15 protein-coding genes and 1 tRNA gene are annotated in these 14,172 nt (G+C 34.2%); 11 read left to right on the top strand and 5 right to left on the bottom strand.

What is annotated here, in order from left to right; genetic code table 11:
• The first annotated feature begins 143 nt into the window (after positions 1-143).
• From LB449_RS06200 to LB449_RS06175, 6 genes are all read left to right on the top strand, one after another.
• Complete coding sequence (locus tag LB449_RS06200) at positions 144-941, top strand: serine O-acetyltransferase (protein ID WP_224454200.1); 798 nt, start codon at positions 144-146, stop codon at positions 939-941.
• Positions 941-1,828 carry a cysteine synthase CysM gene (gene cysM / locus LB449_RS06195; RefSeq protein WP_224454199.1) on the top strand — a complete coding sequence of 296 codons (888 nt, stop codon included), beginning with the start codon at positions 941-943 and terminating at the stop codon, positions 1,826-1,828. The genes LB449_RS06200 and cysM overlap by 1 nt, the downstream gene beginning before the upstream one ends.
• A 105-nt stretch (positions 1,829-1,933) precedes the next feature.
• Complete coding sequence (locus tag LB449_RS06190) at positions 1,934-2,905, top strand: beta-ketoacyl-ACP synthase III (RefSeq protein WP_224454198.1); 972 nt, start codon at positions 1,934-1,936, stop codon at positions 2,903-2,905.
• 17 nt (positions 2,906-2,922) lie between these two features.
• Complete coding sequence (locus tag LB449_RS06185; RefSeq protein ID WP_224454197.1) at positions 2,923-3,747, top strand: SDR family oxidoreductase; 825 nt, start codon at positions 2,923-2,925, stop codon at positions 3,745-3,747.
• A 34-nt stretch (positions 3,748-3,781) separates the two neighbouring features.
• Positions 3,782-5,650, top strand: a complete 1,869-nt coding sequence (locus LB449_RS06180) for a T9SS type B sorting domain-containing protein (protein ID WP_224454196.1) — start codon at positions 3,782-3,784, stop codon at positions 5,648-5,650.
• 87 nt (positions 5,651-5,737) lie between these two features.
• Entirely contained in the window at positions 5,738-5,914 is a 177-nt protein-coding gene (locus LB449_RS06175) for a Lacal_2735 family protein (protein WP_224454195.1), read from the top strand.
• On the opposite strand, the gene holA is transcribed toward LB449_RS06175, so the two are convergent.
• A complete protein-coding gene (gene holA, locus LB449_RS06170; RefSeq protein ID WP_224454194.1) occupies positions 5,911-6,918 on the bottom strand; it encodes a DNA polymerase III subunit delta in 1,008 nt (335 codons plus the stop codon). The two genes, LB449_RS06175 and holA, sit on opposite strands and share 4 nt — an antisense overlap.
• Positions 6,919-6,959: 41 nt before the next feature.
• Between holA and LB449_RS06165 the strand changes: the two genes are divergently transcribed.
• From LB449_RS06165 to LB449_RS06145, 5 genes are all read left to right on the top strand, one after another.
• Entirely contained in the window at positions 6,960-7,400 is a 441-nt protein-coding gene (locus tag LB449_RS06165; protein ID WP_224454193.1) for a type I restriction enzyme HsdR N-terminal domain-containing protein, read from the top strand.
• A gap of 4 nt (positions 7,401-7,404) precedes the next feature.
• Positions 7,405-8,409, top strand: coding sequence for a glycosyltransferase family 2 protein (locus LB449_RS06160; RefSeq protein WP_224454192.1), 1,005 nt, complete (start codon positions 7,405-7,407; stop codon positions 8,407-8,409).
• Between the two features lie 65 nt (positions 8,410-8,474).
• Positions 8,475-9,317, top strand: coding sequence for an OmpA/MotB family protein (locus LB449_RS06155; protein WP_224454191.1), 843 nt, complete (start codon positions 8,475-8,477; stop codon positions 9,315-9,317).
• Between the two features lie 120 nt (positions 9,318-9,437).
• A tRNA-Arg gene (locus LB449_RS06150) sits at positions 9,438-9,511 on the top strand.
• Between the two features lie 212 nt (positions 9,512-9,723).
• Positions 9,724-10,143 carry a DUF2141 domain-containing protein gene (locus LB449_RS06145; protein WP_224454190.1) on the top strand — a complete coding sequence of 140 codons (420 nt, stop codon included), beginning with the start codon at positions 9,724-9,726 and terminating at the stop codon, positions 10,141-10,143.
• A 66-nt stretch (positions 10,144-10,209) separates the two neighbouring features.
• Here LB449_RS06145 and LB449_RS06140 read toward each other — a convergent pair whose 3' ends face one another.
• From LB449_RS06140 to LB449_RS06125, 4 genes are all read right to left on the bottom strand, one after another.
• Positions 10,210-11,238: a PAS domain-containing protein gene (locus LB449_RS06140; RefSeq protein ID WP_224454189.1), complete on the bottom strand. Its 1,029-nt coding sequence runs from the start codon at positions 11,236-11,238 to the stop codon at positions 10,210-10,212.
• A gap of 154 nt (positions 11,239-11,392) precedes the next feature.
• Positions 11,393-12,139 carry a hypothetical protein gene (locus LB449_RS06135; RefSeq protein ID WP_224454188.1) on the bottom strand — a complete coding sequence of 249 codons (747 nt, stop codon included), beginning with the start codon at positions 12,137-12,139 and terminating at the stop codon, positions 11,393-11,395.
• Positions 12,140-12,334: 195 nt separating this feature from the next.
• Positions 12,335-13,696 (bottom strand): hypothetical protein, encoded by a 1,362-nt coding sequence (locus tag LB449_RS06130; RefSeq protein WP_224454187.1) that lies wholly within the window; start codon positions 13,694-13,696, stop codon positions 12,335-12,337.
• 102 nt (positions 13,697-13,798) lie between these two features.
• A complete protein-coding gene (locus tag LB449_RS06125; RefSeq protein ID WP_224454186.1) occupies positions 13,799-13,972 on the bottom strand; it encodes a hypothetical protein in 174 nt (57 codons plus the stop codon).
• Positions 13,973-14,172 lie beyond the last annotated feature (200 nt).

Genomic DNA, 14,172 nt, shown 5'->3' with positions numbered 1-14,172 from the left:
CTTTTAATCTATCGATGAGATCTTCAGAAATTGTAAAGTAAGTTTAAAATTAAGATCTGAAAGTCATTCTTAGCGATTGAACTCTTACTTTCACATATTTAAAACAATTTTTAAATAAATTCTTTATTGTTTAAATATGTATTATGGCAACCACAATTAAGCAAAATATTATTAAAGAAATAGAAGTTGAGAAAGCTAAGGTTTCTAACTTATATCGAATCAAGAGCGAGACTAAAAAGTTTACAGATCAACTTTTTTTAACGCTTTTTGACAAAGAAACAGATGTTACAAATGGCATGGATGAATTGGAAAAGCAATTCAAAAATCTGGCAGATTTAGTTTGTTTCAAGGAAGAAGATCCTTGTCGGGAAATTTGGACAGATTTCATGAAAAAGCTTCCGGAAATTCTTCGAAAACTCAACAAAGATGCCTGTTTTATTAAAGATAATGACCCTGCAGCAAATTCAATTGACGAGGTATATTTAGCCTATCCAGGCTTTTATGCTATAGCTATTTACCGATTAAGCAATGCCTTATTAGAGTTTGGATTGCCTATCGTACCACGATTGATGTCAGAATGTGCACATACTTCAACAGGTACTGATATAAATCCCGGGGCGAAAATTGGAAATCCTTTTTTTATAGACCATGCTACAGGAGTAGTTATTGGTGAAACCTGTGAGATTGAAGATCGCGTAAAGATTTATCAGGGTGTTACTCTTGGTGCTCTACTAGTTGATAAAAATCTTAGAAATATTAAGCGTCATCCTACAATCAAAAGTGATGTGACCATCTACGCTAACGCGACAATACTTGGTGGCAAGACCATTATAGGAGAAGGTTCAACGATTGGTGGTAATGTTTGGTTAACTAAGTCTGTAGATAACAAGTCTACAGTAACCCATAAAATGATGATGAAAATTAATGAAAATAATGAATGATGAGTAAAAGCATATTAGACCTTATAGGAAATACACCCATAGTAGAGTCAAAAACTTTAGTGAAAAATCCAAATGTGAAGCTTTACCTCAAGCTTGAAGGTCAAAATCCAGGTGGAAGTGTAAAAGACAGGGCAGCTTACAATATGATAAAATCAGCTCTTGAACGTGGAGATATTAACCAAAACACAAAGCTTATTGAACCTACAAGCGGAAATACAGGCATTGCACTAGCGATGGTTGCAGGAATTTTTGGGCTAGATATAGAACTTGTGATGCCTGATAATGCTACTTTAGAACGTGTTCAGACCATGAGAGCTTATGGTGCAAAAGTCACTTTAACTGAAGGTGAAAAAGGAATTATGTACTCCAGAGATTATGCTGAGGAAAAGATGAAAACTGGCAATTATTATATGTTCAATCAATTTGCAAATGAAGATAACTGGAAAGCACATTATAAAACTACAGGTCCGGAAGTTTGGAGAGATACAGATCATAAAGTGACACATTTCGTTTCTTCAATGGGAACGACCGGCACTATCATGGGAACTTCCAGGTTTCTGAAAGAGAAAAATAAAGATATTCAACTTATAGGTGTTCATCCAGCTGAAGGAACTAAAATTCCAGGAATTCGCAAATGGCCAGAAGAATATTTGCCTAAAATTTATGACCCAAATCGAGTCGATCATATTTATGAAGTAAATCAAGAAGAAGCCACAAAGATGGCTAGATACTTAGCTGAAAAAGAAGGAATATTTTCTGGAATGAGCTCAGGTGGTGCGACCGCCGCCGCCGTTAAACTTTGTGAAGAGTTAGACCACGGCGTTGTGGTTAGCATAATCTGTGACAGAGGTGACCGTTACTTATCCTCTGACTTATTTCAATCCTAAAATTTAATCAGGATAAATGTTAAAATTCAAAGACTTGCAAGCGATTCATTCTTAAAATTCATTTAAAAACTTAAATTTCCCCATTCAACATTCAAAAACCATTGTATGCCTAATGTTTTTATAAGCGGAACTGGAGCTTATGTACCACCTAAAATAGTACCGAACTCTTTTTTTGAAAAAGTTGGTTCTTCTGACGAATGGATTTATAACAAACTTGGAATCAAAGAGCGACGTATCGCCGAAGATGAAGCAACAAGTGATCTAGCCTACAAAGCTGGATTGGATGCCGTAGAAAACGCAAATTTAAAGGTCGAAGATATCGATCTTATCATCGTGGCCACCACGACTCCAGATCGGCAAGCTCCTTCCTGTGCATGTTTTGTTCAAGAAAAAATGAAAGCCTTCAACGCTGTTGCTTTTGATGTGGCGGCTGTTTGTTCCGGAGCATTGTTTACCATTTCTGTTGGATACCAATTTGTAAAAAACGGAGTGTATAATAATGTTTTAGTCATCGGTGCCGATACATTTTCCAACATCATAGACTGGGAACGAAGAGATTCAGTATTTTTTGGAGATGGCGCTGGAGCATTGATTTTAAGTGAAACTGAAGAAGACAAAGGATTTATAGAATTTAATCTGCATTCTGATGGTCGCGGAAAAGAACATTTCACCATTCCCGGTGGAGGTTCTGAAACTCCTGCTTCCAAAGAAACTCTGGAAAAAAAGATGCATTATTTCCAAATGAATGGAAAGGAAGTTTTTGATACAGCAACTAAGGTTGTTCCTGAGTCAATTCACGAACTTCTTCATAAAACTAAAACATCTATAGACGATGTCAGCTTTTTGATTCCACACCAACCTAGCATTGGTATTTTAAAATCCATTGCCAAACAAATCAATATGCCTTTTGAAAAAGTCATGACCAATATGGATCGTTATGCCAATACTTCGGGTGCAACTATTCCTTTGGTGTTGGACGAAGTTCATAAAGCAAACAAATTTAAAAAAGACGATCTATTGCTTTTTGCAGCAGTTGGAGCAGGATGGACTTGGGGTACTGCACTCTACAAATGGTAATTTAAAACTAATAACATATGCTTAAAGGTAAAACATATCTCATCACAGGAATTGCAGATGAGCACTCATTGGCCATGTATGTGGCCAAAAAGATTAAAGAAAACGGTGGACAAGTCATTTGCACTGGTCTTGGAGTTAGCAAATTTCATGAAAATTTATCTGAAAAGGCTAAAGCATTTTTAGATCAAAATTTTAAGGACTTTCAGGAAAGTGTCCATAAAGAGCTAGGGAAAGATACACCGACAGAAATTCTAGACGTATCATTAGATGCAAGTATTGAAGACTTCTGCAACCAATTGAAAGCGAAAAAAATTAAGATTGATGGTTTTCTTCATGCCATTGCAATGGACAAGACCATCAGAAATAAAGTTGTAAAACCTTTATTGGATGTAACCTTTAAAGAATTTTGCGACACTATGGAAGTATCTGCTTTTTCATTAATTAGTCTTACCAGTCATTTATTTAAAAATAATCTTTTGAATGCTGATGCGTCCATTTGCTCCCTAAGTTATATAGCTGCTTCAAAAGTGACTTTTCATCCTTACAGAAACATAAGTATCGCAAAGGCTGCTTTAGAGCGAATTACCGTTGAACTTGCAGATGAAATGGGGCGAAAAAACGGTACTAGAGTCAATTGCATTCGGTTCTCTCCTTATATGGGAAGTAAAGCGGGTAATGCAACTTTGAACGAAAAAGACGTGGAATTTGCTCATCAAAAAAGCCCGCTCGGCAATGCATTGCCTGAAGACTTAGCCTATGAAGTACTCAATTTATTGAGACCTAACGGTAGAACCACAGGAGAAATAAGACATGTAGACGGTGGCTATAACATTATGGGATAAACAGTGACAATGATTCCTTATTTAAAATTTTATTTTGAACAAAACGCTGCTGCTTTTTTTAATTTTTGGTTTCGGTGTTCATACAACAACGCAAGCTCAACTCGGGTTTTGTCAAGGGAATAGCGGCGATCCCATTTTTGAAGAAGATTTTGGTCAAGGAACTACAATTGGTCCGCCATTACCGGTCGATATTACATCCTATGAATTCGTAAATCAGGCTCCATTGGATGGTCAATACACGGTTTCTTCTAACTTGATGCAACTTGGGAGTTTTCACAATGCAACAGACCACACTGGAAACCCAAATGGGAAAGCTTTGATTATAAATGCAGCGTTTGATTCAGGTTTATTTTATCAAATTCCTATAGGAGGACTGTGCATTAATAACTCTTACGAATTTTCTGCATTTCTGATGAATGTCTACGACTCAGCTTCAAACGCTTGCACCTCTAATGAAATTCCGGTCAATGTGAGATTTCAAATCTGGGATGAAACAGATACTGAACTTCTTGCTGAAGGAGATACTGGTGATATTTTTGGAACAAGTTCTCCAATTTGGAGACCATTTGCATTGACCTTTACAACATTACCTGGACAAGACTCCGTGATTTTAAAAATGTTGAATAATGGCGTAGGTGGCTGTGGAAATGATTTAGCAATAGATGACATCATATTCAAGTCTTGTGGTGACTTAACCGAAATCGTAAATGAAAGCGGAGTAAACAACCTTCAGTTTTGCGAAGATGAATCCTTGACCGATTTAGTTTTAAAAGCTAGTACTGAAATCAATATTTATAAAACTCCGAATTACCAATGGCAAAATAGTCAGGATGGTGAAAACTGGTCCAATATTCCAGGGGAAACTACAGACGAATTAATAATTCCTGAAGTAAGTACCAATCAATTTTATAGAACACTTGTTGCTGAAGATGTTGCTAATGTAAGTAGCATTACTTGCAATAGTATTTCTTCTGTCTTTGAAGTTAATTTGATCGAGTTTATTAACCCTGTGAGTCTTGGAGATGTGACAAGCTGCGGTGAGGAAATAACAAGTATTGCGGTACAAAGCAATCCAAATATAAAAGTGAATTGGTACGATAGCCCTACAGGAGGAGTCCTTCTCGAACAGAACAGTTTTATCTATAGTCCAGAAAGCAATGGTACTTTTTTTGCAGAAGCAACAACTACTGAGGGAAATTGCACAAATCCAAATCGTGTAGCTATCCAATATACTGATTTTGATACTCCAAATCTTAATGATGAAACTCTTAGGGTTTGTGAAAATGAAAGTGTGACTTTGAGTGAGAATTTTCCTGATGTGCAATACCTATGGAGTAATGGAGAAACTGGTAATTCTATAACTGTAGACAGTGCTGGAGCTTATAATCTTCAATTGATTACTGAAGATGGTTGTACGGTTTCCAAAACTTATTTTGTTGAAAATTTTGTCAATCCTGTAATTTCAAATATCTCTCAAATCGATGATTCGTTAATTATTGAATTATCTACAGAAGGAGACTTCAGCTATTCCATAGATGGAATCAACTTTCAGGATGAACCTGTTTTCAGGGATTTATCGGGTGGATTATACACGATTTATGTAAGAGAAAATAATGGCTGTAAGATAGTTACGGAAGACTTTGTATACATTTTAATTCCCAAATTTTTAACCCCCAATGGAGATAACATTAATGATGTCTTTCAGATCGGTGGCGATACCAATTTCGATGAATTTGAAGTTATCATTTTTGATAGATTTGGAAAAGTATTAATCCAAAGTAATGAAGCGCCTTTCCAATGGAATGGAACTTACAATGGGAGAAACTTGCCTTCAGATGACTATTGGTATCGCATTAAGATTAATGATGAAATTTACAGCGGAAATATTTCTTTAATCCGTTAAACTTCATTCGTCAATAATCTTTAGTTAATTTAACTTCCGTGTAGAGATGAAATCGATTCTGAAATAGGATATTGTAAATAAAAAATTATGTTTGGATTATTCAAAAAGAAAACAGAACTAGAAAAGCTTCAGGATATGTATAAAAAACTTCAGAAAGAAGCTTTTGATTTATCTAAAAGCAATCGCCAAAAGTCTGATGCTAAACTTAAAGAGGCAGACGATATCAGCAAAAAAATTGATGAATTGAGAGCGAAAGAAAACTAGCGCATCAACTTTACGAGTAATTCTTTTAATAAATCGCCATTAGAAATCTGCGAAGCTTTTACTCCTTTACTTTTCATATCAACTTCACGAATAAGCGCAATAGCGTTACTTGCTTTTTTCATTGAATATTTTTGAGCAGCAAAACTAAAGTCTTTTACAAAAAAAGGATTCACTCCCAGCGCTCTTCCTGCTGCGTTTTGAGATTTATCTTTTAAAGCATGATAGCGTAAAAGTTTATTAAAAAAAGAGTTGAGTTGAGCCGTAGTAAGCACTATAGGGTGGTTTTTTGAATTTTGTGCAAAGTAAGCCACGATTTGTTGTGCCTTTACTTCATCTTTTACTCCTATTGCTTTTGTCAATTCAAAATTGTTGAAATCCTTGCTTATTCCAATATTCTCTTCAATAAGCTCTGGTGTAATTTTCGAGCCTTTTGTAAGAATATGCTGAAGTTTCTCGAGCTCCTTGTGAATATGAGAAAGATTGTTTCCCAAAAATTCAACAAGCATTTCCGATGCTTTAGGAGCTATTGAATATCCAGAAGCATGAAGTGTTTCCGAAATCCATTGTGGCACCTGATTGTCGTAAAGTGGTTTAGTCTCAAAATAAACAGCTTCTTTTTTTAGCAGTTTTGTGACCTTAGATCGCCCATCCATTTTTTTGTACTTTATGCAAAACACCAAAACGGTACTTTGCTGTGGTTGGTCCAAATAAGGTATCAAACTGTCTAAGTTTTTTAGCAAGGATTGAGCTTCCCTTACAATAATAACTCGGTGGTCAGCCATCATTGGATATTGTTTAGCTTGACCTACAATATCCTCTACAGTAACATCTTTACCGTATAAAATACTTTGGTTGAAAGCTTTTTCATCTTCTGTAAGTACAGTTTCTTCGATTTTATCAGCGATGAGGTCAACAAAAAAAGTATCCCTTTCTCCTACTAAAAAATAGATAGGAGAAAATTTACGCTTATCAAGGTCAGAAAGTATAGATTTAAAATCCTTCATAGGTTAAGCTTCAACTAGTTTCAATTTTGTTTCTTTGAATTATGCAAAAATTGGATTTTCCAGAGTATTCGTTCAAATTCAAAAGTAAAGAAAATAAGCCTGCTATATTTTCAATTTTACGTAAAAAATATTTAGTCCTCAACCCTGAAGAATGGGTTAGACAGCATTGCGTTCATTTTTTGATCTCAGAAAAGAATTATTCAAAAGATTTACTGAATGAAGAACGTCAAATTCAAGTCAACGGTATTCTAAAACGGTATGATATAGTTTCTTTTTCTTCGAATGGAACAATTGAGCTTATTGTAGAATGTAAAGCGCCAAGCGTAAACATTACACAGCAAACTTTCGATCAAATCGCCAGGTACAATATGGCATTAAAAGCAGATTATTTAATGATTACCAATGGAATCAATCATTACTTTTGCCAAATGGATTATGAAAATGAAACTTATATTTTTTTAGAAACTTTGCCCTCGCATTAATAGTATGGAAGTAGCTATAGTCATATTAAACTGGAATGGAAAATATCTTTTGGAGAGATATTTAACATCGGTTGTAACACATTCTGAACAAGCAAAAATCTATATTGCAGACAATGCCTCTACAGACGACTCTTTGGAATACCTAGCAGAACAATTTCCAGAAATAATCATTCTCAAAAACACAAAAAATCTTGGTTATGCAGGCGGATATAATGAAGCCTTAAAATATGTAGAAGAAGACATCTATGTACTGTTGAACAATGATGTAGAAGTGACTCAAGGATGGCTGACTGGCATATTGTCTTTATTCAAAACTTCCGAAAGTATAGCGGCTGTTCAACCAAAAATAAAATCAATTCAAGACCCTACAAAATTTGATTACGCAGGAGCTGCTGGAGGATTTATAGATGCATTGGGCTACCCATATTGCAGAGGTCGGATTTTTGATCATATCGAAGAAGACCAGGGTCAATACGATACAGATATCGAGATTTTTTGGGCGAGCGGGGCATGTTTTGCTATAAGAAAAGATCACTTCAGAGAGATTGAAGGATTTGACAAAAGCTATTTTGCTCATCAAGAAGAAATCGATCTCTGCTGGAGATTAAAAAACAAAGGCTATTCCATCTGGTGCACTTCAAAAAGCGAAGTTTATCATCAAGGTGGAGGTACATTGGCAAGTTCTAAACCACAAAAGACTTTTTTAAACTTTCGCAATTCTTTGAGCTCACTTTTAAAAAATTCTAAAAGAAATCCAGTTCCAGTTATTCTGCTCAGGATGGTCCTGGATGGATTAGCGGCATTACGTTTTATATTCAAAGGCCAGTTTTTACATTTTTTCGCTATATTTAAGGCCCATATTAGTTTTTATAGATTTATTCCTGAGATGACAACCAAAAGGAAACAATTGACAAAGAGGAATCAAAACTTCTCTGTTAAAAGCATAGTATGGGATAGCTTTATTATTAAAACTAAAAAATATAGTGAATTAAATAAGTACGAAAAATAATTGTTAAGTCGCTTTTTTATTAACTAATAGACAGTAAATTTGCCTAATAAAATTAAATCAAAATCATGAAAAAATTATTTGCAATTGCAATTACAGGTCTTTTGATGACATCTTGTGTTTCTAACAAGAAGTTTGCAGAGATGGAAGGAAAGTACCAATCTACTCAAGATCAATTGAAAACAGCTGAGATGAAATTATCAGCCTGTGAAGATGAGAAAAGTTCTCTAAGAGCTTCTTACGAAAATCAGATTAAAACCCTTCAGAATACTAATGCCGCATTACTTGATACTCAAGGTGACATTGTAACAATTTCTAAAAAAGGTGCTGAAAATCTAGAACGTTCTTTGGAAAGTATGAAAGAAAAAGATCTTCAAATTAAGACTATGCGTGACGCGATCAACAAGAAAGACAGCGTTACTTTAGCATTGGTTACTAGTTTGAAAGGTGCTTTAGGAAACATCAATGATGAGGATATTCAAATCAATGTTGAAAAAGGTGTTGTGTTTGTTTCGATTTCAGATAAACTTTTATTTGGAAGTGGACAATATAAAGTAACAAATGAAGCTAAGAGAGTTCTTGGTAAAGTTGCTACTGTAGTAAACGATAAAAAAGATTTTGAATTTATGGTAGAAGGCCATACTGATACAGACCCTATCTCAAGAACAAACATTGAAGACAATTGGGACTTAAGTACCAAGAGAGCTACAGCAGTTGTTAGAATTCTACAAGACGAATACAATGTAGATCCAGCAAGAATGACTGCAGCTGGACGTGGAGAATATATACCAGTAGCGAGCAACGATACTGCGGCTGGTAAAGCTAAAAACAGAAGAACTAGAATAGTTGTTCTTCCTAAGCTTGATCAATTCTTTGGAATGATTGAAGACGGAATGAAAAAAGCTAAATAGTTAGATTTCATAATTTCGAAATATTAAAGCCTCATTGATTTGAGGCTTTTTTTATTTGATTTATTTAATGAATTTAGTTGTGTAAAAGAAGAATAGTTATATCTTTGCACTCGCAAAAAAGGTCGCGTAGCTCAGTTGGATAGAGCATCTGCCTTCTAAGCAGACGGTCACAGGTTCGAATCCTGTCGCGATCACTTTAAGACTGTAAACCACATCATTTAGATGTGGTTTTTTTTGTTTTAAAACTCAATTAAAATACCTCCATGATATATAATTGAGTTCATTTTCTATAAAGTATGCCTTAAGTGGTTTAATTGAAGTTAAATAATTCAAAGTAGTATTAATCTTAAACCAATTTCAAGTTTTAAATATTACATTTAATTATAATCACTGAAATCAAAATATCATGAAGAAGTTAATTTTTAGTTTTTTGTTACTTGCGGTAAGTTTCGGTATTCATGCACAAGAATTTAGTCTTAAAGTGATTGTCGAAGGCGTTGAAGAACAAAAAGGAACCATATACCTTTCTTTACATGACAATGAAGAAAGCTTTCCCAGCGACAATGATAAGGCTGTAAGTACTGGGCAAATAACAGGATTTGGTTCTACTGCAGAATATACTTTTAAAAACCTAAAAAAGGGTGTCTACGCCGTTTCGATCTTTCAAGACTTGAATGGCAACAATGAAATGGATACTAATTTTATTGGTATACCCAAAGAGCCTGTAGGAGCATCAAATTTGATGTCATTTGGAAGGCCAAAATTTTCTAAGTGTAAATTCGATTTAGATGGAGATTTAACAATACGGATTGAATACATTAATTAATATGAATTCATAGATTTAACATACACTCAAAAACAGCTTGAATTAAACTTCATAAACTGAAAATATTTAGTATAAGTTTCGTCTGTGTTTTTTGAATTGAATATTATACTCAGTTTTGTTAGCCTCCTCCACTATGCTTCTGGTTACATAATCTAACTCATTTGCTGCTTCTTTTAAAAAAAAGATAGTTTCAGAATTGATTTCATTTTTTAGATTTTCAATATCAAACAAATCTGATAAACCTAAAATATTTGCTACAGGTTTCCTGATTTCATGAGAGTGTTTCCATGCAATCTTCTTGAGTGCAGTATTTTGATCCACTATAATATCCTGATTTTGCTTGGCTGTAGTAAGATCTTCCAAAATAACAATGATGTTTATATTATCGTTGTCATAAAAGCTGTTTAAGCTAATTCCTACAGTCACCTGGTCGCCTTTTTTATTAACAAAATCCAGAAAATGGTTTACTCTCATTTTCTTTGCACTATCCTCAATATATTGACGGAATAGTTTGTTATAATCCTCCTTTTTCTCCTTCTGAAAAAGAACTTCTATTTTTTCACCTATAATTTCACAGGTAGAATACCCGAAAATAACTTCAAACTCATCGTTAACGTGTAATATTCTACTTTCTTCACACAGGATGAGTAAAGGGTTTGGAATTGCTTCCAGAGTTTTTAAGGATTTGGTTTGAGATTCTTTTAATTTCAAATTATTGTGTTGAGGACTGGTAATATCAAAACCAACACACAGTAAACCAATGGGTTGTAATTCGTCATCTCTTAATATAGAAAATTCCCATTGCGTCCAGTTATATCCTTTCCCATCCCTCAAGAGCTTTCTAATCTCAATAGGAAAACATTCGGTAGGATATTTGAAACATTTATGGACAAGTTCTTTCATTTTAGCCTCCTCTGGATGCATTGTTATTGAAGAAGGTTTTCCAATGAAATCATCTGTTATAAAGGAAAATCGATTCCTAAAAGTTTCGTTTACATAAGCGTAGTTTCCTTCGAGATCGGTTACTACTACATCATAAATTTTAGAGTTTTTAAGGGAATGAGGAATTTTATGGATAAGAATATCATCTTGCATTTATTTTTGTTTAAATAAGTGACCGCTCACTAAATTTTAAACAAATGTAAATAAATACGTAATCGTGGCAATGAAAGACAACAAAGATTTGTGATATCAAAATTTTATGAAGTACACTTTCAGTATAAGAAAAAGAGATTTTAATTTAATTTTACTAATAATTTTTCAAAAATTCAGTTGGATATGCTTCTGAATACGGAGACCAAATTTCAAAGATTGGCTGGCCTTTGGAGCTTTTCCCTTTATGTTGCCATTTGCCGTCAATAACAGCATATTCAAAAATAAGGCTATCGCCTACTCTATTTTTATCTTTAGAAAAAAAGGTGATGTGTTCCTCATAAACTCCATCTTCAGCAGAATAAGTTCCTCCTCCAGATGCCATTAAGGTTTTTGTATCAGAATTGAAAGCGGCCCATTGAAAACGATCACCGTTTAAGATTTTGATAGTACGTCTAGCAAGCGGCTTCATTTGCATCATTTTACCGCCTCGCTCTCTTCCAGTAATTACCCAATTCCTACTCAATTGGTCTTTATGGTCTGAAAGCTTTTTCCATACTTTCGTATGTTCATGATCAGATATTTCAATTCTTTGATTATCGATCCAATTTATCTTGTAGTTTCTTACTTGATTGATTTTAGTCTCATCATAAGTGTCGAAATCTCTTTGTTCGATTAGGGTATCTCCAAGGATTTTATATTCTCCACCTGCCCCTCCAAGAAAGGAATTATCATTTAACCTTTTAGAACCAATAGAAAAGTAATTATCAACTACAATTTTAATGACTTCTCTGTCTACGACATTTTCTCCATTAAGACTTGTCAATTGCCAAGATCCTTGAAACGACTGTCCTGAACAGAAATTTGCCAAAAAAACTAGGATTGCAAATAAAATTGTTTTCATATTACTCTAAATTTATCGTCTATACTTTTGTTCTTCATTAAAACCTTCTCTAAAATAATCTTTTTTATTAAAAGAAATAATTATTTTTAATTCATTCCGCTCTTTCAGTTGATGTTTTATAACCAGATGCCATTTAATTGATAATTTAAAGTTCAAGCTTACGGTCTTTACTGCTTAATTTATGCAATAGCAAATTCAGAAATAAAAATTGGTCACAAAATTAAGTTGATGGAAATTACTTCTATTGAAGAAAAGTTCAGGCTGTTTCTCATTCTTGTTTTCTATATAAACCCACAAAAGTTCAAAACTTAATCCTTTAAAAAATCCCTTTGGGCTATACGTGAGTTGGGTGTTGAATTGTCTAGTACTGTCTATATTATACTTAATGAAATGAAAGTCTCCTACTTCTGCACCACTTAGGTCTTGGTAATTAAAGCCTATTTTCATATTCGGAGAGAGGGAATGATAATCTATTTTGAAAGTAAATACATCAACTCCACCAAGGCCTTCCAATCTCGATCTTGGTATGGACGTGTAGAAGTTATCTCTGCCTATTTCTTTTGGAAATAAAAACCTACCTGTATCCATGGCATGGGTATAAGCTACACCAATTTTCCAATTTGAATTGAACCAGATCAATTCTGAACTTATAACATTGGCCTCTTCGTCGGGTTGTAAATATCTATTCACATAGTTGAGTTGATCGCCATAATCTAAAGGTCTGGAATGTGAGTACTGAATACCGATTTTATAGGATTGATAGGTAAAGTCTGCTTCAAACCATGAAATGTTACTGATTTTGTCGATAAGGAAATTATAAAAATGAAAATTTAGATTATTACCTACAAACCCGTAATTAACAACTGCGATGCCCTTACTAGGATAGAAATTCCTATAATTTGCATCGTCTCCATTGGGTTGAAATCCTTGATTAACAAGACCAAATGCGTCTTGAAAATCAAACCAATCGTATGATGACCTTGGCGAAACCCTGTTGAGCCATCCCATGTCCAAACTGTGAGGAGAATCAAAATTGAGATGCATCCAGGCACCAGCATGTGCAAACCTATTCATCCGCCCATCACTAGCATTTATGATTCTCGTATATTCTGTTTTAATCTTTCCGTAGGATACATAATAATTTCCTACTTGATACTTTAGATAAAGCTCATCTAACCTAACTAAATGATTGAATTGACCTTTATTGAACACATCGTAAAGTTCAAACTCCCACTTATCACCCCGACCAACAATTGGGTCGATACTTTCGAGCTCATTCCCGATGGTTTTATATGTAAAACTCGCCTGAATGCCAGCCTGAAACCCTTTAAATGCAAGTGTTTTAAAATTGATAACACCTCCAGTTGCATTTGTAGAATAGTCCTGTAGACTACCCTGGTTATAGGTAGCCATTGTGAAGTTTCGTATTCTACCGTTTATAACAGCGTTTTTGAAATAACTTTTAAGCTGGGATTGAGTTTCTTGATCACTTTCATTTTGTGCATTACCTAGGGCAAAGCATGTGATAAAAAGAATTAAAAATGCAGAAGCTTTCAATTTTAAGAAGTAGTTATCTAATTTTTACAAAATTACTACTCCAACCAATTTTTGAATGTAACGCGTGTTACTCTATGCCATATTAATAACATACAATTGCAACTATAAAGTCCTTTTTAGCCATCCTTTGATGTACTCCAAAACTTGTGGAGACATGGTTTGTTCTATAATTCCGTATTCTGTACTGTCTCCGGTTTCACTTTCCTGAAAAAGATGATTTAGGCCTTCAAACTCTTTGGTTTCTATATTTGTGTTTTCACCCTTTCTAAAATTCAATGGAATACACTCAATATGTTTTAACTATGAATTAATTAGATGCATCCTAACAAAACATAATTCAACTATTTAATTTTCTCTCTCACAGGATCAAGGAAGAAACCCTCAATTAGTATTTTAATTAACTTTTCTGAATGCAATGAATCGCTAAACCTTCCACAAAGGCTTAATTATGTTAAATATTTTTAATAAAAACTAAA

Source organism: Psychroflexus lacisalsi, from assembly GCF_020164495.1.
GTDB classification, from domain to species: domain Bacteria; phylum Bacteroidota; class Bacteroidia; order Flavobacteriales; family Flavobacteriaceae; genus Psychroflexus; species Psychroflexus lacisalsi.
The sequence above is the reverse complement of the archived record's forward strand: the minus strand, read 5'-3'. Positions and strand labels throughout refer to the sequence as shown.